This window comes from Streptomyces sp. NPDC059850, from assembly GCF_042731515.1.
Lineage (GTDB): Bacteria > Actinomycetota > Actinomycetes > Streptomycetales > Streptomycetaceae > Streptomyces.
On record NZ_JBHWJI010000026.1, the window covers coordinates 42554 to 60559 of the forward strand.

Genomic DNA, 18006 nt, shown 5'->3' on the forward strand with positions numbered 1-18006 from the left:
CGGAGGCGAAATTAGCGATCCGGTTACTGAGCCGTCAACAAGTTGCGGGCGGCGTACCTGCCAGGACGGGCTGGATCTCGCCACAGGTGGGGAGATCCATCGCGGCACCGCCCCTCTCTTCCCTTGTTAAATATTGATGTACCTTTCGTGAGCGGGGACAGAAGAGAGCGTGTCACCGGCGTCCCTTGTGCCCCTCGAATGCACCATTTACCCAGCGGGAGTCCCACTGGGTAAACCACTTGAGCGGGCCGATCGAACCCAATCGGCGGAGCACATTCCGGATTCTGAATTCCACGCCCATGCGGTGCGTCGCCGTAAAGTGCGGCCTGAATCAGCCCGCGGAGGAGGCCACTGGTCTCCGGTCAGAGGGCGTTGACGAGGGCCACGTAGACAGCCGTACCGATGCCGACACTCAGGATCGTGCGGCGGCCGCAGGCGAGGTGAACGCCCACCGTGACGGCGACGGCGAGCAGCGCGTACGGCGTGGTGTGCGGTGCGGCGGCCACGCTGCCGTGCAGGGCGGTCACCGCGAGGATCGCGAGGATGCCCACCGGCATCCACGCCGACAGCTGCCGCACGATCGGCGAGGTGCGCAGGGTGCGCAGCACCGCGAAGGGCACGGCGCGCAGCGCGAGGGTGATGGTGAAGACGATCGCGAGGACGGCGACCAGGTACGACGTGCTAGGCATCGGCGGCCTCCCCAGTGGAGCAGCGGGTCGGGCGGCGGGTGGTGTACGCGTGGCGGGCCAGCAGCAGGGCGACGAACAGCAGCAGCGCGGTGAACAGCGCGACGCCCGGGGTGAGGACGAGCGCGACCGTGACACTGGCCCCGGCCAGCAGGACGGAGGGGATCTCCTCGCGCGAGCGGAACGCGTCCAGCGTGAGCACGGTGAACAGGGCGCACAGCGCGAACTCCAGCCCCTTGATCGGCCCGGGCAGGGCCGCGCCCAGGGCGACACCGGCCAGGCCGCCGCCGACCCAGTAGATCTCGGAGGCGATCTGCATCGCCAGCAGGCGTGGCGCGGAGCGTTCCGCCTCGGGCAGGGAGGCGCTGACGGCGTACGCCTCGTCGATCATCGCGTACACGGCGTACGCCTTCGCGAACGGATTCCTGACCAGGTGGAGCGGGAACGAGAAGGCGTAGAACACATGCCGGAAGTTGACCACCAGGACGGTCAGCGCGATCGAGGCCAGTGGCGTGACGGTGGCCACCATGCCCACGAGCAGCAGTTCCAGCGATCCGGCGAACGCGGACAGGGACAGCGCCGGGGCGAGCCACCACGGCAGTCCGGCCTGGATGACCAGCAGGCCGAGCGCGATGCCCAGCGGGAAGATCCCGAGCCCCGCCGAGAAGGAGTCGCGCACCCCCGCGGCGATGCGCTGCCGCTGAGTGTCCGAGGCGGAAGCCGGTGGCGGATCCGGCGCTGTGGTCTGAGTGGGTACGTCGTGTCGCACCTGCTCATCGTCTCGCGGAAGCCGCGCCATGTGGTTGCGAATATTGCAGGCTGCCCTCGTGATCGTGCAATCTTTATGCCATGGATGCCATGGACCGAGCAATCATCGCCGAGCTGGAGCGGGACGGGCGGCTGACCAACGTGGAGCTGGCCCGTCGGGTCGGGCTCACCACCGGGCCGTGTCTGAGGCGGGTGCAGCGGCTGGAGGCCGACGGGGTCATCTGCGGCTACCGGGCCGTCATCGACCCCGTCGCCGTGGGGCGGTCCTTCGAGGTGCTGCTCGACGTCAGCCTCGACTCCCAGGACGCGCGGACCACCGGACACTTCGAGCAGACGCTCACCCAGGCCGAGGAGGTGGTCGAGCTGCGGCGGCTGTTCAGCACGCCCGACTTCTTCGTGCGCGTGGCCGTGGCCGACCTGGCCGCCTACGAGACGTTCCTCAGCCAGCACGTCATGACCATCCCGCGGGTCAAGAACGTCACCTCGCACTTCACGATGAAGACCATCAAACCGGCCCCGTAGCCCTGCCGGGAGCCTGCCCGATGGCCCGCTCCATGGCGTGGCCGAGCGAGAAGAGCCGCTCCAGCCGGTCCGGGTGTCCGATGAGCTGGAGGCCCAGGGGCAGGCCGTGGCCGTCCCGGTGGCCCGGTACGGTCAGCGCTGGCAGGCCCAGGAGCTGCCACGGGCGGCTCAGGACCGGCGAACCGGTGGCCGCGAGGCCGCTGGGGGCGGGGCCGGGGGCGGCCGGGCCCAGTACGGCGTCCACGTCGGCGAGCAGCGAAAGCATCTCGCTGCGCCCCCGCTCCGCGACGGACAGCGCCTGACGGTAGTCCGTGGCCGTGGTGGCGCGCCCCCGCGCGAGGAGTTCGCCCAGGGGCGCGCTCAGCCGCTCCGGGTGTGCGGCCTCGGTGGCCAGGGCGCGGGCGGACTCGTAGGCCATGACCGTGGCGTGTGCTTCGGTGAGCGCGGGTGTCCGCGCGGCCCAGTCGACGTCCACGAGCACCGCGCCGTCCGCCACCGCCCGGTCGGCGGTGCGCCGCAGGGCCGCGCGCAGGGTGTCCGCGATGTCGGTCAGTTCGGTGCCCGGCCACACCGCGAGCCTCACACCAGCGGGCGGTTCGGGTGGCGGGCCGGGAAGCCGGTCCGCACCGGTCAGCGCCAGATAGGCGAGCCGCAGATCGGCGACGGTCGGGGTGAGCAGCCCGACCGCGTCGAGGCTGTGGGACAGCCCCGCGAACCCCGTCGTGTCGAGCGCTCCGACCGGTGCCACGAAGCCCGCGACACCGCAGTACGCGGCGGGCCGGGTCAGCGAACCGGCGGTCTGGCTGCCGAGAGCCAGCGGCACCACGCCCGCCGCCACGGCGGCCGCCGAGCCGCTGGAGGAGCCCCCGGGTGTGTGCGCGAGGTGGTGCGGATTGCGGGTGGGTCCGGGGGCGAAGTAGGCGAATTCGGTGGTGACCGTCTTGCCCAGGGGAATCGCGCCGAGCTGCCGGAGCCGGTCGACCACCGGGGCGTCGGACGCGGCCACCTGCCCCTGCCGGAGGGGTGAGCCGCATTCGGTCGGCAGGCCACGGACGTCGATGATGTCCTTGACCCCGAACGGGACACCGCGCAGGGGCCCGCCCGGTGGCGGCGTGGCGTCGAGCCGCCGGGCGGCGCCCAGCGCCCCGTCCCGGTCGACCCGCACCCACGCCCGGATGTCGGGCTCCGTGGCGTCGAGCCGTTCCAGCGCGCCGCGCACCAGGTCCGTTGCCTTGTACCGGGCTTCCGGCATCGGTGTCTCTCCCTTCCGGTGGGCTACAGCTCCAGTACGAGACGGGCGGTGCGGGCCCGTGACACACACGTGGCGATCTGGTCCCCGGCCTCCTTCTCCTTGCGGGTCAGGCAGTTGTCCCGGTGGTCCGGTACGCCGACCCGCACCGGGAGCACACAGGTGCCGCAGATGCCCTCGCGGCAGGACGTGTCGACCTCGATGCCACCCTCCGCCAGCACATCCACGATGCTCCGCCCGGGCGGCACGGCGAACACCTCGCCGGTGTCCAGTTCCACCTCGAACGCGTCACCGGCTTCGGCCACCGGCTCCAGCGGCTGGAAGTGTTCGACATGGACCTGGTCCTCGGGCAGCGAGCGGGCCGCCGCCACCTCCACGACACGTCGCATGAACTCCTTGGGGCCGCAGGTGTAGACGTGCGTACCGGGGTCCGGGTCCGCCAGCGCCGCCGCCAGCGCCCCGGGCTGTGCGTCCCGGCCGAGCCCGAAGTGGAACTCCACGTCGGCGGCGAACTCGGCGCTCTCCAGCAGCGGGACGAACGCCGCCCGCTCCCGGCTGGTGGCGAAGTAGTGCAACCGGAACGGCGCGCCCGTACGGCGGAGTTGATACGCCATGCTGAGCAGCGGCGTGATCCCGATACCGGCCGCGACCAGCACATGGCGGACCGCCTCGGGCTCGATGCGGAAGAGGTTGCGGGGTTCGCTGATGACGAGTTCGTCACCGGCCCCGACCTGGTCGTGGAGCGCCGAGGACCCGCCCCGGGAGGGTTCCTCCCGCTTGACGGCGATCACATAGGCGCCACCGTCGTCGGGTGGTCCGCACAGCGAGTACTGCCGGGTGACGCCGCTCGGGCCCACCACGTCCACGTGCGCCCCCGCCTCGTACGGTGCGAACGGGTGGCCGTCGCTGCGCCGCAGCCGGAAACACTTCACGGCGCCGGTTTCGGCCGTGACCTCGCTGACCGTGGCCCTGATCATCGTGTGCCTCTCCTACAGCAGGAAGCCGGACGCGTTGACGGCGTCCTCGGAGTTGACCAGCCGGATGACCTTCTCCTGGATCAGCGGCTCGGGCCCGTCCAGCCGGATCCGGTGGGTGACGTCCGCGCCGAGTACGAAGGTCCGCTCCCGCCGGTGGCCGACCAGCACCTGTGCGGAACTGAGCGTGACGGTGTCCTCGTCGCGGCGCAGGACCACGAACCGGGACAGGGTGCGCACGGTGCGCGCGGCGGCGGCGACCGAGATCGAGTAGCCGGAGGTCAGCCGCTCGATCCGCATCCGGCGCATGCGGTCGTCGTCGTAGACCATGTTGAGGCTGGACTCGAAGTCCTCGGTCTCCGGGTCGATGGGGATGACGTACCGGCCGTCGGGCGCCCAGAGCCGGTCCCACTCGTGGTACTGCTTGCGGTCCAGCAAATGCGCCTCGCGCCAGATGAGTTCGATGGCCGGGGCCAACTCAACGAACATCGGCTCAACGGACATCGGCCCAACAGACACCGGCTCAACGGGCATCGGCTCAACGGACATCAGTCATCATCGCCTTCCACATCGCGTACGCCTCGCGCATACCGGTCTCGTCGGTGGCGTGCGCCACGCGCCCCTGGTGGTCGTCCCGCTCCCGGGACAGACCGCGGTTCACCATGATCGGCACGCCGGGACCGGCCGCCGCGCCGCGCTGGACCCGGTCCCAGGCCTCGGAGTCGTCGGGGCTGCCGAACCCGAACGGGCCCTGGAAGTGCTCGTGGATCCGCAGCCGTTCACGGTTGACGATCTCCGGGCCGCCGTGCAGGCCCAGCGCCAGGTGCCGGATCTCCGTCTCGGACACGGAGATGGGCCGCAGCACCCGGAAGAACGCCATCGACATCGCCACGTTGGGGAACAGGTTCAGGTTGAATCCGGCGCCGTGCATCGAGCGCACGATGCGCCGCACCGTCGCCGGTTCGAACTCCCGGGACAGCTCCTCGATGATGTGGCCGAAGCGCCCCTGCAGCTGCTCGGTGCCGTCGTCCTCGTCGAGGTCGACATGTTCCGGCACCATGATCATGACGCTGTGGCCATGGCCGAGGGAGTGGGTGACCGCCTTCTCGTCGGTCATGAACGACAGCATCTCGGCGGTCTCCGCGTCCACGGAGGACATCCAGGAGCGGTGCACGATCGGGAAGTGGTAGCCGTCGGTGGTGTTCTCCAGCTGGATCTTCCAGTTGCCGTCGAACCGGAACTTGTGCTCGCCCTGCACCTTGACCGGGTATCCGGCGCCCTGCTTCATGAACAGGTCCATCCAGTGCCTGGCCGGTCCCAGGAAGTCGGCGAGGGGTTCCACGTCCGGGTTGAAGCTGGCGAAGATCATCCCCGCGTAGCTGTCGACCTTCAGCCGGTGCAGCGGGAAGTCCTTCTTCTCGACGACGTCCTCGTAGCCGTCCGGGTACGGGATGCCGCGCAGCTTTCCGTCGAGCGCGTACGACCAGGCGTGGTACGGGCAGGTGAAGCCGTTGGCGTTGCCCCGGGGCGCCTCGCACAGGCTGGCCCCGCGGTGGCGGCAACGGTTCAGCAGGACGTTGATCCCGCCGCGCCGGTCCCGGGTCACGATCACCGGTTGCCGTCCGACCATGGCCGTCCGGAAGTCACCGGCCTTCGGGATCTCGCTCTCGTGCGCCACCCAGACCCAGGTGCGCTGGAAGATGCGCTCCATCTCCCGCTCGAACAGCTCCGGGTCGGTGTAGAGCGAGACGTCCACGCGGTCGTCCTGGACGAGGCTGGATATGTTCATTCCGTCGCTTCCTGTGAGTCGTCGCGTGCGGCTTGTTGGTCCCACTCGGCTTCCGCGGTCCAGTAGTCGCTGCCGTCGGCCCGGATGCCATGGCGCCACTCGGTGGTTCTGCGCAGAGTGGGTTCGACGGCCGCGCAGGCGGCGTCCGCGCCGTCGGGGCCTTCCTCGGCGGCGCCCCAGTGCACCCAGTTCAGCTCTCTGCCGTCCCGGTCACGCAGGAACAGGTCCACGTGGAGCCAGCCGTAGCGGCGGATGTCGCGGTAGCAGGTGAGGAGCATCGTCCGGCCGTCGCCGTGTGCGGTCATCACGCCGCCCCCGCTGCCTCGTCGGGGAGCGCGGTCGTGAAGACGCGCTCGGTGCGGAAGTGGCGGATGCGGGCGGCGCGGGCGGCGGTGTCGCCGTCGATACGGAAGTCGACCTCCAGCCGGGCCACGACGAGTTCGGCGGCCCCGGAGGCGTACCGGGACAGCTGCTGCATCAGCCATCTCCCCCGGACCTGGCCCCCGGTGGCGCCTGTCGTGCCGGGGTGGAGCAGATGCACATTCGCCCGGAAGTGCGGGTTCGGCGGCAGATGCGCCGCCACCATCTCCGCGATGGCCCGCGCGCCGGTCGTACGGCCGAACTTCGCGGTGTAGAGCGGGCCGACGCCCTCCCATACGGCGTCCGGGGTGAACAGGTCCTCCAACCGGCCGGTGGCGTCCGGTGGCCGGGGGACGTCGCACAGCTCCAGGTAGCGGATCAACGTCCCGTGTGCGAGATGTTCGGGCGAGGACATGCGGGAACGGCCTCCTCTTCGTGATCGGGGTGTGCCGCCGTCTCGGGGGCGAGCGCCACGGCGACGACGGTGATCACGCCCATGCCCATCAGGAACACGGCGATCGGCCAGGACGCGCCCGCCCAGGCGAACAGCGCGGTGGCGATGATGGGCGAGAAGCCACCGGCGACCATCGAGGCCAGCTCGTGGCCGAGGGCGACCCCGCTGTAGCGGACCCGGCTGTCGAAGAGTTCGTGGAAGAACGCCGGTTGGGTGCCGATCATCGTCCCGTGGCAGATCACGAGCGCCACGAACGCGGCCACGAACACCAGGACCGGGTCGCGCGAGTCGAACATCGCGAAGAACGGGTACGCCCAGACGATCATCGCGATGGCACCGCCGAGGTAAACCGGGCGGCGGCCGACCCGGTCGGACAGCGCTCCCCACATCGGCATCGCGAACGATTCGACCAGCATCCCCACCACGACCGCGGTCAGCACCAGATCGCCGTCCAGCCCGATCGTGGCCGCGTAGGAGAGGCTGAAGGTGAGGAACACGTACAGCGCGCCGTTCTCGGCGATGCGCGCGCCGAAGGCGATCAGCACCGCCTTGGGGTGGGTGCGCAGGACGTCGAGGAGAGGCAGCCTGGCCTTCTGCTCGGCCTTCCCGGCCTTCCCGGCCTTTTCTGCCGCTGCCGCCCGCTGGGCCGCGGGTGTTTCCATGACCCGCATCCGGATCACCAGTCCGACGGCGGTGAGCACGATCCCGGCCAGGAACGGGATGCGCCACCCCCAGGCGAGGAACGCGTCCTTGCTGGTCACGGCCTGGACCAGGGTGAAGACCGAGGCCGAGAGGACGAACCCGAGCCCCACGCCCGTCTGGCTCCAGGCCGAGTAGAAGCCCCGGCGGTGGTCCGGGGCGTGTTCGCTGACGATCAGCACACCGCCGCCCCACTCGCCACCGACGGCGATGCCCTGCACGATCCGCAGGCCCACCAGCAGCACCGGGGCCCACACCCCGATGGTGGCGTAGCCCGGCAGTACGCCGATGAAGAAGGTCGAAACCCCCATGATCATCAGGGTGATGACCAACATCGCCTTGCGGCCGAGCCGGTCACCGAAGTGTCCGAAGACGATGCCGCCGAGCGGTCTGGCGAGGAATCCCGCCGCGTTGGTGCCGAAGGCGGCGATCGTGCCCACCAGCGGGTCGAAGGTGGGGAAGAACAGGGTGTTGAACACCAGCGCGGCGGCCGTGCCGTAGAGAAAGAAGTCGTACCACTCCAGGGCGCTGCCGACCAGGCTCGCTATCGCTGCCGTGCGCACCTGGCGCGGGGCGCCCTTCGTTGCTGCCATATTGGCCCTCCATCGGGCCGCTTCTCCGATCACCAATGCGGCCCAGCTGTTCACGCATTGTTTGCGGAGGCGTGGATGGAGGAAATGCCATTGGCCCGGTCACCGGACCGAAAAGTTCGCGTGCGCAGCCGCTTTGCCGGACTCAGCCCTTCACCGGTGCCACGTCCCGCGTCAGCGCGCGGCCCGCCGCCCCGACCACGGGGGCCAGCTTGCGTACGTCCAGCCGCTCGGCCGGGCCGACCACGGTCAGCGTCGCCACGGCGACACCGTCGGCGAACACGGGCGCGGCGACCGCCGCGTAGCCCGCGACCAGCTCCTGGCGGTCGACGGCGTAGCCCTGGCGGCGCACCTGCTCCAGCTCGGCCTCCAGCCGGGCCGGATCGGTGATCGTCCACCGGGTGCGGCGGCGCAGCGGGGAGGCCATGACGGCCGCGCGTATCTCCTCGGCGCCGAAAGCCAGCAGGGCCTTGCCCGACGCCCCGCAGTGGAACGGCACCCGGCCCTCGACCTCGGTGACGGCGACGCCGCCACCGCGCTGGCTGAAGTACTTCTCGACGAAGAGCACGTCATGGTCCCCGGGGAAGGCGAGCACCACGGTCTCCCGGGTGGTCAGCGCCAGATCTTCGAGGTAGCGGGCGGCGATCAGCCGCAGGGCCCTGGTCCGGGGCGCGCGCTGGCCCAGCTCGAAGAGGAGGGACCCCAGCTCGTAGCGGCGGCCGTGCCGGTTCAGCAGGCCGACGCCGACCATCTCGGTGGCCACCCGGTGGACGGTGGTCTTCGCCAGTTCGGTCCGCCGCGCCAGCTCCGACAGGCCGAGCACCGGGGCCCCGGTGTCGAAGGCGCCCAGGATCAGCCGCACCTTGCGCAGCAGGGAGTCGCCCTCCAGCTCAGCACGCATCGCCCTCACCTTCCTCCCGCATGAGCAGGTGCGTGGTCAGGCCATGAGCATCGTGCAAAGCGTCGGCCCGCTCAAGAGGCCACGTGTTCACCGCACCCCGGCGGGCCGGAACTGGACGCTGATCCGGGGCCCGGCCGTCCGCGAGGTCTTGGGGATGGCGTGCTCCCAGGTGCGCTGGCAGGAGCCGCCCATCACGATGAGATCGCCGTGTCCGAGCGGATGCCGCACGGCGGCCCCGCCGCCCCGGGGGCGCAGCAGCAGATCGCGTGGCGCGCCGACGGACAGGATGGCGACCATGGTGTCCTCGCTGCTGCCCCGGCCGGTCCGGTCGCCGTGCCAGGCCACGCTGTCGCGGCCGTCGCGGTAGTAGCACAGCCCGGCCGTGGTGAACGGCTCCCCCAGTTCGGTGGCGTAGTACGCGGAGAGCGCGTCCCGGGCCTCGGTGAGGACGGGGTGGGGCAGGGTGTCGTCGTCGCCGTAGAAGGCGAGCAGCCGCGGGACCTCCACGGTCCGGTCGTACATCCGCCGCCGCTCGGCCTTCCAGGGGACGTCGGCCGCGAGGCGCGCGAACAGGTCGTCGGCGCCCCGCAGCCATCCGGTCAGCAGATCGATCCAGGCGCCGTCGCCCAGCCCGGTCCTGCGCACCCCGCGCAGCGGGCCGAGGACGGCGTCGTCGGCCTGGTCGAAGAGCGAGCCCTGGAGATACGCGCCCATGGCGGCAGTGTACCTAGGTATTCGAGCATGTGTGCGATGACATGGGCTAGGGGGTCCACCGGATGTTCGGGTTCAGCTGGCCGGTCCAGTTGAAGACAGCCATGTTGTCCCAGCCGTCACCGCTGTTGTTGATGTCGGCCGGGTCCCAGCCGTTGCCGGGCACCGCGTACCAGGTGGGCTCCCAGTAGAAGACACCGATCGCACCGGCGTTGCGGGCGGTGTTCTGGACGTCGGTGAAGTTGGCGGCCTGGCCCGCCCAAGTGAGCGGATAGCCCGAGCAGCCGGTGGTGACGGAGTTGCCGGTGCTGTCGGCGTTCGCCGTGGTGAAGGGGTACGCGGTCTCGGCGATGACCACGTCCTTGCCGTACCGGGACCGCATGTCGGCGGTGACGTCGTACAGGGTGGACAGCGAGCCGTGCCACATGCAGTAGTACGACAGCCCGGTGATGTCCCAGCTGACGCCCTTCGCCTTGATCCCGTCGTAGAACCAGCGGGCGTGGGCGTCGCTGTCCGCGTTCGCGGTGTGGATGATCACCTTGGTGCTGCCGTTGCACGCCTTGGTGGCGTTGTAGCCCGCCTTGAGCAGGAGGCTGAGGTTGGTGAAGTCGTTGTTGACCACCTTGCCGTCGTTCCACAGCATGCCGACGTTGATCTCGTTGCCGATCTGCACACTGTCCGGGGCCGTGCCCTGCGCTTTGAGGCTGTCGCACACGTCGTAGGTGTAGTTGTAGACGTCGGTCTGCAGCTGGCCGATGCCGTGGCTCGCCCAGGCCGCGGGCTTGTACTGCTTGCCCGGGTCGGCCCAGGTGTCCGAGTAGTGGAAGTCGATCAGCAGCGCCAGCCCCTTGGCCTTGACCTTCTTCGCGTAGGCCAGCACCTTGGCCTTGTTGTTGTAGCCGCTGGCGGGGTTGTTCCAGACCCGCAGGCGGACGTAGTTCACTCCGGCGCCCTTGAGGATGTCGAGCGGGTCGGCGGCGGTGCCGTTCGCGTCGTAGTACGGGGCGCCGAGGTCGAGGGCGCGCTGCGCGGTCGACACATCGGCGCCGCGCATGCTGAGCGCGTTGACGGCGGACGCCTTGGCGGGCACGGTGAGCAGGGCCGCCGCCAGGGCGAGCACGGTGGCGAGCAGGGCGGCCCGGAGCGTGCGTCCGCATGCGTGCAACGTCACCGTGTCCTCCTCCGGTCCGGTACGGCGTCCGGGCCGGGCGCGTGGCCGACCGGGGCCGCGATGTGTGCGGCGGCCGAGGTGCCGGGGGCGGTGCACGGCTTGCCGTTCAGGGTGAAGTCCCGTGGCGCGGGATTGGTGCCGGTGTAGGCGCCGTTGAAGCCGATGGCGGTGGAGCCGCCGGTGGCCAGAGTGGCGTTCCACCCCGCGTCCTTCACGGTGACCTCGGTGGCGCTCTGGCGCCACGTGCCGTTCCAGCCCTGGGTGACCTTCTGGTCGCCGGTGAAGGAGAAGCCCAGTTGCCAGCCGTTGAGGGCGGGGCCCTTGTTGGTGATCGTGACGTTGGCCGTGAAGCCGCTGCCCCAGTCGGTGGTCACCCGGTAGTCGACCGTGCAGGAGGCGGCCGGGGCCCCGGCCGTGGTCACCCGTACCGGGGCCGAGGGCGGGGAGCTGCGTCCGGCGGTGTCCTTGGCCACCACGCGGAAGGTGTACGCGGTGGCCGGGGACAGCCCGGTGACGGTGGCGCTCGTGGCGGGCGCGTCGACGGTGGCGACCGGGGCGCCGGTGGTGTCGCCGGAGTACACCTCGTATCGCGCCACCGGGGACGATCCGGCGGTGGAGGCGCCCCAGGTGAGGGTGGCCCGGTCGGACGCCACGGCGGTGGCGGCCGGGGTGCCGGGCACGGTGGGCGGCTCGGCCTCGGAGGATCCGGCGGGCAGCACGTACTCGGTGATGGAGTAGGCCGGGAAGGTGGCGGTGAAGCCACCGTTGGTCAGCGGCTGGTCGGCCAGGTGCTTGATCGCGGTGACGTCGTCCTGACCGTAGCGGTAGACCTGCGCCGCGCCGCCCGGGGTGGTGGCGCCGGTCACGGACACCGGGGCGGTCAGATCACCGGTGGTCTTGTTGACGACGAGCACGGTCAGCGCCTTGTCGCTGCTGCGCTCGGCCGCGTACACCGCGAGCTTGTCCTGATCGGCGCTGGCGGCGCGGACCGCGGTGTCGCCGAAGGAGCCGCCCTCGCCGTCGTAGTTGCGGAACATGCGGAACGCGAAGGCGCCGGGCTCGGTGGATGTGGGCGGATCCCACAGGGTGGCGAGGTCCAGCCCCTCCCGTCCGAAGATGCCGAGCACATCGGCCTGGGCGAGGGCCCCGTTGATGTGGTCCAGCGCGCCCCAGTTGTACTCGGTGATGGCGAGCTTGGTGCCCGGGTAGTTCTCGTCGACCAGGGAGCGCATGCGCGGGATGAACTGGATGGGCTGGTTGATCCAGCTCTCGTCCACGTACGTCGGGTCCCACAGCTGCCGGGTGGAGCGCAGCCGCAGCTCCTGGGTGGCGGCGTCCACGCTGCCACCGAACACCCCGGTCTGCTGGGGGTAGATGTGCTCGTCGAAGTAGTCCAGGATGCGGCGGTCGTGGGTCTGCTCGTACGCCTTCATCTGCTGGAGGTACCAGGGGGCGAACAGCTGCCCGCCGTGGGCGGCCCGGTCGGGCGGGTTGTTCCAGCAGTCGCCGCCCTTCTCACTGCAGGTCTTCTGGTCGAGCCCGGAGTAGATCAGGGAGTTGAAGCCCCAGCCGACCGGGCCGAGGGTCTGCGCCTTAGGGTCGGCGTCCTTGATGGCGGCGGCGGTGGCGTACGTGCTGTCGCGCATCTCGTCGTAGCCCGTGCCCTCGGGGTGGACGTCGCGATGGGTGCTCCACCACAGGTCGGGCTCGTTGTCGAGGTTGTAGAAGCGGACACCGCCGTCGTCCGCGGCGCCGTACGCGCGCTTCAGGTACTCGACCCAGCCCTTGGTGAACTCCGGGCCCGCGGGGATGCTGGTCTCGGCCGGGTCGTTGCCGGTGACGTTCGTACCGTCGGTCTTCACCCCGTTGCCGCAGTCCGGCCGCCACTGGGCGTCGTTCGCCTTCTGGGGGCCGTACTTGGCGATGCTGAAGCCGCAGGCGGTGTTGCGTGCCCCGGTCGTCCAGCCGCTCATGGGCACGGTCATCACGGTGTCGGTGCCGGTGCGGCGGTCCTGCTCGACGAACTTGTTCGCCTGCGAGCCGTCCGGGAGCTGGGCGGTGCCGTTGTCGTAGAAGAGGTTCTCGAAGTACCAGTCGTGGCCCGCGTTGTAGGCGTCGAGCTGGTAGTTGTAGCGGCTGGTGGCGTTGCCGCCCCAGCGCCGGACCGGCAGGCGCAGTTCCTCGGCCAGTGCCTCGTCGGCGAAGTTGATCCCGTAGATGTTCGGGTCGATCGCCTTGCGGCCGGTGGTGGTGTCGACGCTGAGGGCGGGGCCTTCCGCCGCGGCGGAGGAGGCGGCGGACCGCGCTCCCCCGTCCGGTAAGGCGCTCGCCTGGTGGGGGCCCGCCAGACCGGCGGCGGCCACCAGCAGCACCACGGCCGCCGACGCGGCTCTCGGAGTCATGCGCGTGGGTCTCCTTCGGGGCGGCCGTGCTGACGACGGGACATGGAGATGGGACGAAGGGGTGGGAGCGCTCCCACCTCAGCGCATGGTCAGGGAGCCGCGCAGGAGTGTCAACCTTCTCGACCGAACCCGGCGGCAGTTCCCGCACGCCGTACGTCGTACGCGTGGATCCAGCCGAAGTCCTCGGGCACGGTGGCCAGTTCGCGGTCGCGCCGCTGCGCGGCGGGGCCATCGGGCAGATGCAGCAGGTCCGAGGTCACCCACGAGCTGCGCTGGACCTGCCGGGTACGGGCGCGGCGCAGCCGCTCGTAACGGCTCAGCGCCGAGCCGTACGCCTGCGGCCCGTCCGCCCCGGCCAGGCAGTCCGCCAGGGTGGCGGCGTCCTCGATGGTCTGGTTGGCCCCCTGCCCGTGGTGGGGCAGCATGGCGTGCGCGGCGTCGCCGAGCAGCACCGCGCGGCCGCGGGTCCAGCTGCGCAGCGGGTCCTGGCCGAACAGGGCCCACCGGTCGCTCTGCGGGGCGCCGGTGACCATCTCGGCCATCGCCGGATGCCATCCGTCGAACGCGGCGGCGAGTTCACCCGGCGCGGCCTCGGTCCGCCAGGAACCGGCGGTCCACCGGGCGGGGCCCCGGACCACGGCGAGGAAGTTGATCGTGCCGTCCCGGTCGATCGGGTAATGCAGGACGTGTGCGCCCGGACCCATCCAGAACTGAATGGCCCCCGGATCGGGCAGCGACGGCACCCGTTCGGCGGGGACCAGGCCCCGGAAGCCGCTGGTGCCCGAGTACACGGCGGGCTCACCGTCGTGCACCCAGCGGCGGACCTCGGAGTGGACGCCATCGGCGCCGACGACGAGGTCGAATCGGTCCTCGCCGGGGCCTTCGTCCAGCTCCAGCCGCATGCCGTCGCGCATGCCGTCGTGCTCCTCGGCCAGACCGTGCACCCGCGCTCCGAGGTGCAGCCCGTCCTCGCCCCACGCCGTGCTCAGGAGGGTCTGGAACACCGCCCGGTGCACACCCCGGTACGCGCCGCCGTACCGCTCGCGGTACACCTCGCCGACCGGGTGCGCGGCCACCCGGTGGCCGTCCCGCCAGTGGCGGTAGACCAGCTCGGTGGGGACCGCGGAGGCTTCCGCGAGGGCGGCGCCGAGGCCGAGTTCGTCCAGCAGCCGGGTGGCGTTGGCGGACAGTGCCACCGCGGCGCCGGTCTCCTTCAGCTCCTCCGCCTGCTCGAAGATCTCGGCGTCGATGCCGCGCTGCCGCAGGAAGAGCCCGAGGGTCAGTCCCCCGATGCCCGCTCCCACGATCGCCACGCGCGGTGCAGCCGTCGTCATAGTGTTTCCGCCTCCGTTCTCGTCATGCTCGTTGTTGCTCGTTGTGCTCGTCGTACGTCCCCTCACGCCCCGGCGGCGTCGGCCGCCAGGTCGGAGGGGTGCTGGGCCAGGGGTGTGACGTCGATCGCCATATAGGGGAAGAGGGGCAGGTTCCACAGGATCTGGTGCAGCGCCTCGTTGTCCTCGACGTCGAAGACACTGAGGTTGGCGTACTGCCCGACGCAACGCCAGATGTGCACCCAGGTGCCCGCCTTCTGCAGCTCCTGGCAGTACGCCTTCTCGCGCGCCACCAGGTCCGCGCGCTCCCCGGGGTCGAGGTCGCGCGGGATGTCGACGTTCATCCGTACCGCGAACAGCATCGGGCGTCACACCTTGTCGAGGACGAAGTCGTAGGTGACCTGGCGGCCGCTGCCGTCCGCGGCGGGGCCGGGGTCGAGGATGAGTTCGGGCTTCACGGCCTGGGCGATGTCGTCCGCGACATGGCTGCCGCCCTTGAAGTACAGCTGCGTGGTGACGAGTTGGTGGCCGGGCGCGGACACCTTCAGATGGAGGTGTGCGGGGCGCCAGGCGTGCCAGCCCGCTGCGGCGATGAGCTGGCCGCAGGAGCCGTCGGTGGGGATCTGGTAGGGCGCGGGCTCGATGGTGTGAATCCTGAAGTGGCCCTGGCCGTCGGCGACGACCGTGCCGCGCAGATTCCACTCGGGCAGGTCCGGGGCGAACTGGGAGTAGTAGCCGTCGTTGTCGGCGTGCCATATCTCGATCACGGCGCCCGGCAGCGGGGTGCCGAGCGCGGTGGTGGCCTGGCCCTGGAAGAGCAGCGGGGTGCCCTCCTCGCCGTCGCGCATGGGCAGCGTGGCCTCGGCGGGCAGGCTCGGCGCGCCGGGGACGTAGTACGGGCCCTCGATGGTGCCCTTGCTGCCCTCGCGGCTCTCGTTCGCCACCTCTTCTACGACGTGTTCGACCCACACGTCCAGGAACAGCGGCCACTCGCCGTCCTCGCCGACCTGGATCAGCCACGCCTTGAGCGCGTCGTACTCGGCGTAGGTCAGCTTGTGGCGGCGGATGATGTCGTGGGTGGCGGCGAGGAGTTCGGAGACCAGGGTGTCCACGCGTGCGGTGTCGGCCCCGGCGGCGCCGGTGTGCTGCTTGGTGCGGAACCGTTCGGTGGCGGCGGCACCGGACGCGGCAGCGGTGGCCTGCTCGGTGGGCCGGTCCGTGCTGATGTCGGTCATGATCGCTTTCCTTGTCTATCCGTCGGTCGGGGGGCGCGGTCAGCGGTCCTGGCGGTAGCGGGCCAGCTTGGCGGGGTCGACGGCGATGCCGAGCCCCGCGCCCTCGCGGACGCGCAGGGTGCCGTCCGCGATGGTCAGCGGTTCGGCGAGGAGGTCGTCGGACATGTCGAGGAAGTTGGAGAGTTCGCCCGGGTGCCGGGAGGCCGTCCGGTGGGCGGCGCCGAAGGCGACCGCGCACAGGGTGCCGATCTGGCCGTCGATCTGGTTGCCCATGACCACCTCGACGCCCAGCCCCTCGCACTGGTGCAGCACGCGCTGGGAGGCGGTGAACCCGGTGCGGGCGGTCTTGACGCTGATGGCGGTGGCGGATCCGCCGAGGAGTTCGCGGGTGACCTCGGCGGCCCGGGTGGCGCTCTCGTCGGCGATGAAGGGGATGGGGCTCTGGGCGACCAGCCAGCGCCGCCCCAGCACATCGTCGGCGGGGCACAGTTCCTCGGCGAAGGTGAGGCCGAGGTCGGCCATCTCGCGCAGGGCGCGCGCCGATTCGGACGCGGTCCAGCCGCGGTTGCCGTCGATGTACAGCCCGGCGTCCGGGCCGAGGGCGTCGCGCAGCGCCCGGCACGCGTCGACGTCGGCGCGGTAGGGCTGCCGTCCGACCTTCACCTTGAACGTGGTGATGCCGTAGGTGTCCCGGACCCGCAGTGCCTCGTCCACCATCTGCCCGGTGGGCGCGAACCCGACCATGTGGCTCACCCGCATCCGGTCGCCGAAGCCGCCGAGCAGGGCGGACACCGGCATGCCCGCGGCCTGGCCGAGGATGTCCCACAGGGCCATGTCGACGGCGGCCTTGGCGGTGGGGTTGCCCACCGTCCGGTCGAGCCTGTCGTGGACCGCTTCCCGCTCCAGTGGCGTCAGGCCCAGGATCTGCGGTGCGAAGATCTTGTCGATCACCGCCACGATCGACTCCTGGGTCTCGCCGTAGGTGTACGGCCGGGGCGGCGCCTCGGCGGTCCCCGTCAGGCCCTCGTCCGTGTGCACACGGACCAGGACGTGGTCGGCGGTGTGGACCTCACCGCTCGCGAACCTCAGGGGCTTCTCGTAGGGGATGGCGAACGGAATGGCCTCCACCTTGACGATCTTCAATGTCGCTCTCCTCCGAGTCTCCTTCGAGCTGTCCTTCGAGCGTGTTCTCCGCAAGAAACACGTCGTTCTGCTCCAGCGCCTTCAGCAGGTTCCGCAGCAGTGGAGAGTCGTCGTCCTCGCGCCAGGCGAGGTCCAGCCGGACGCACAGCGCGTCCTCGATGTCCTTGCACACCACTCCCTCGCGCGGCGCCGAGCGGATCGAGTCCGGCAGCACGGCCACCCCGAGCCCCGCCGCCACCAGGGCGAGGGCGGCCGAGGTCTCGGTGACCTCGTAGGCGCGCTGCGGGTAGAAGCCGGAGGCGAGACAGCTGCGGATCACCGCGTCGCCCACGACGGAGCCGAGCGCGGCCGCGTACATGATGAAGTTCTCGTGCCGCAGCTGCTCCACCCGTACGGAGTCCGCCTCGCCGAGCCAGTGGCCCTCGGGGACGGCGGCCACCAGGGGCTCGGTGGCGATCGGGCGGTGGACGATGCCCTCCTGGCGCACCGGCGGACGCAGTACGCCGACGTCGAGACGGCGCTCGGTCAGCCCCGCTTCCTGGGCGGGTGTGAGCATGTCGGTGTGCACCTCCAGGATCACCTGCGGCAGCTCGCGCTTCACCAGCCGGGCCAGCACGGGCAGTTGGCGGTACGAGGCGGAGCCCGTCAGCCCGATCCGGAGCACACCTTCCGCGCCGGAGGCGAACCGCCCGACCCGGGCCACCGCCTCGTCGACCGCGGTGAGGATCCGTTCCACATCGGTACGGAACACCTCACCGGCCCCGGTCAGGGCGACGTGCCGGGTGGTGCGGGCGAACAGCTCCACCCCCAGCTCCGTCTCCAGCCGCCGGATCGCCTGGGACAGCGGGGGCTGGGCCATGTGCAGCCGTTCCGCGGCCCTCCCGAAGTGCCGTGTCTCGGCGACGGCCGCGAAATACCGGAGCTGCCTGAGTTCCATCGGAAACTCCCCTCACACTGCGACTCAGCGTAGGGAACGCGTCCCATACACCACAAATACCTGGTCGCAGCCTATTGAGACGTG

At 70.8% G+C, this 18006-nt stretch carries 19 protein-coding genes; 1 reads left to right on the forward strand and 18 read right to left on the reverse strand.

Annotated features, from left to right (window positions below; all coding sequences use genetic code 11):
• Nucleotides 1-362: 362 nt before the first annotated feature.
• Entirely contained in the window at nt 363-689 is a 327-nt protein-coding gene (locus ACFV9T_RS22260) for a branched-chain amino acid transporter permease (protein ID WP_385442978.1), read from the reverse strand.
• Nucleotides 682-1455, reverse strand: a complete 774-nt coding sequence (locus tag ACFV9T_RS22265) for an AzlC family ABC transporter permease (RefSeq protein WP_385442980.1) — start codon at nt 1453-1455, stop codon at nt 682-684. The genes ACFV9T_RS22260 and ACFV9T_RS22265 overlap by 8 nt, the downstream gene beginning before the upstream one ends.
• 80 nt (nt 1456-1535) lie before the next feature.
• On the opposite strand from ACFV9T_RS22265, the gene ACFV9T_RS22270 reads away from it, so the two are divergent.
• Nucleotides 1536-1976, forward strand: a complete 441-nt coding sequence (locus ACFV9T_RS22270; RefSeq protein WP_385442982.1) for an Lrp/AsnC family transcriptional regulator — start codon at nt 1536-1538, stop codon at nt 1974-1976.
• Here the strand turns inward: ACFV9T_RS22270 and ACFV9T_RS22275 are convergent.
• The 16 genes from ACFV9T_RS22275 to ACFV9T_RS22350 all read right to left on the reverse strand — a co-directional run bounded on the left by ACFV9T_RS22275 (nt 1960) and on the right by ACFV9T_RS22350 (nt 17922).
• Nucleotides 1960-3228, reverse strand: a complete 1269-nt coding sequence (locus ACFV9T_RS22275; RefSeq protein WP_385442983.1) for an amidase — start codon at nt 3226-3228, stop codon at nt 1960-1962. The two genes, ACFV9T_RS22270 and ACFV9T_RS22275, sit on opposite strands and share 17 nt — an antisense overlap.
• 23 nt (nt 3229-3251) lie before the next feature.
• Complete coding sequence (locus ACFV9T_RS22280; protein ID WP_385442986.1) at nt 3252-4202, reverse strand: PDR/VanB family oxidoreductase; 951 nt, start codon at nt 4200-4202, stop codon at nt 3252-3254.
• Nucleotides 4203-4214: 12 nt separating this feature from the next.
• Nucleotides 4215-4688: an aromatic-ring-hydroxylating dioxygenase subunit beta gene (locus ACFV9T_RS22285; RefSeq protein ID WP_385442989.1), complete on the reverse strand. Its 474-nt coding sequence runs from the start codon at nt 4686-4688 to the stop codon at nt 4215-4217.
• Between the two features lie 49 nt (nt 4689-4737).
• Nucleotides 4738-5988: an aromatic ring-hydroxylating dioxygenase subunit alpha gene (locus ACFV9T_RS22290; RefSeq protein ID WP_385442991.1), complete on the reverse strand. Its 1251-nt coding sequence runs from the start codon at nt 5986-5988 to the stop codon at nt 4738-4740.
• Complete coding sequence (locus tag ACFV9T_RS22295; RefSeq protein WP_385442993.1) at nt 5985-6293, reverse strand: hypothetical protein; 309 nt, start codon at nt 6291-6293, stop codon at nt 5985-5987. Before ACFV9T_RS22295 ends, ACFV9T_RS22290 begins: the two co-directional genes overlap by 4 nt.
• A complete protein-coding gene (locus ACFV9T_RS22300) occupies nt 6293-6763 on the reverse strand; it encodes a nuclear transport factor 2 family protein (RefSeq protein WP_385442996.1) in 471 nt (156 codons plus the stop codon). The genes ACFV9T_RS22295 and ACFV9T_RS22300 overlap by 1 nt, the downstream gene beginning before the upstream one ends.
• On the reverse strand, nt 6727-8094 hold the full coding sequence (locus tag ACFV9T_RS22305; RefSeq protein WP_385442998.1) for an MFS transporter: 1368 nt from the start codon (nt 8092-8094) through the stop codon (nt 6727-6729). The genes ACFV9T_RS22300 and ACFV9T_RS22305 overlap by 37 nt, the downstream gene beginning before the upstream one ends.
• Nucleotides 8095-8236: 142 nt before the next feature.
• Nucleotides 8237-8992 carry an IclR family transcriptional regulator gene (locus ACFV9T_RS22310; RefSeq protein ID WP_385443000.1) on the reverse strand — a complete coding sequence of 252 codons (756 nt, stop codon included), beginning with the start codon at nt 8990-8992 and terminating at the stop codon, nt 8237-8239.
• Nucleotides 8993-9079: 87 nt separating this feature from the next.
• The gene (locus ACFV9T_RS22315; protein ID WP_385443002.1) at nt 9080-9706 is read right to left on the reverse strand and encodes an alpha-ketoglutarate-dependent dioxygenase AlkB; all 627 of its coding nucleotides are present in this window, start codon (nt 9704-9706) and stop codon (nt 9080-9082) included.
• 46 nt (nt 9707-9752) lie between these two features.
• Nucleotides 9753-10874, reverse strand: a complete 1122-nt coding sequence (locus tag ACFV9T_RS22320; protein WP_385443003.1) for an arabinogalactan endo-beta-1,4-galactanase — start codon at nt 10872-10874, stop codon at nt 9753-9755.
• Nucleotides 10871-13276, reverse strand: a complete 2406-nt coding sequence (locus ACFV9T_RS22325) for a glycoside hydrolase family 44 protein (RefSeq protein WP_385443005.1) — start codon at nt 13274-13276, stop codon at nt 10871-10873. The genes ACFV9T_RS22320 and ACFV9T_RS22325 overlap by 4 nt, the downstream gene beginning before the upstream one ends.
• 110 nt (nt 13277-13386) lie before the next feature.
• Nucleotides 13387-14610: an FAD-dependent monooxygenase gene (locus ACFV9T_RS22330; protein ID WP_385443007.1), complete on the reverse strand. Its 1224-nt coding sequence runs from the start codon at nt 14608-14610 to the stop codon at nt 13387-13389.
• 62 nt (nt 14611-14672) lie between these two features.
• A complete protein-coding gene (gene catC / locus ACFV9T_RS22335) occupies nt 14673-14969 on the reverse strand; it encodes a muconolactone Delta-isomerase (protein ID WP_385443010.1) in 297 nt (98 codons plus the stop codon).
• Nucleotides 14970-14975: 6 nt separating this feature from the next.
• Nucleotides 14976-15842, reverse strand: coding sequence for a catechol 1,2-dioxygenase (gene catA, locus ACFV9T_RS22340; protein WP_385443013.1), 867 nt, complete (start codon nt 15840-15842; stop codon nt 14976-14978).
• A 39-nt stretch (nt 15843-15881) separates the two neighbouring features.
• Entirely contained in the window at nt 15882-16985 is a 1104-nt protein-coding gene (locus ACFV9T_RS22345; RefSeq protein WP_385443015.1) for a mandelate racemase/muconate lactonizing enzyme family protein, read from the reverse strand.
• On the reverse strand, nt 16912-17922 hold the full coding sequence (locus ACFV9T_RS22350; RefSeq protein WP_385443016.1) for a LysR substrate-binding domain-containing protein: 1011 nt from the start codon (nt 17920-17922) through the stop codon (nt 16912-16914). Before ACFV9T_RS22350 ends, ACFV9T_RS22345 begins: the two co-directional genes overlap by 74 nt.
• Between the last annotated feature and the right edge of the window lie 84 nt (nt 17923-18006).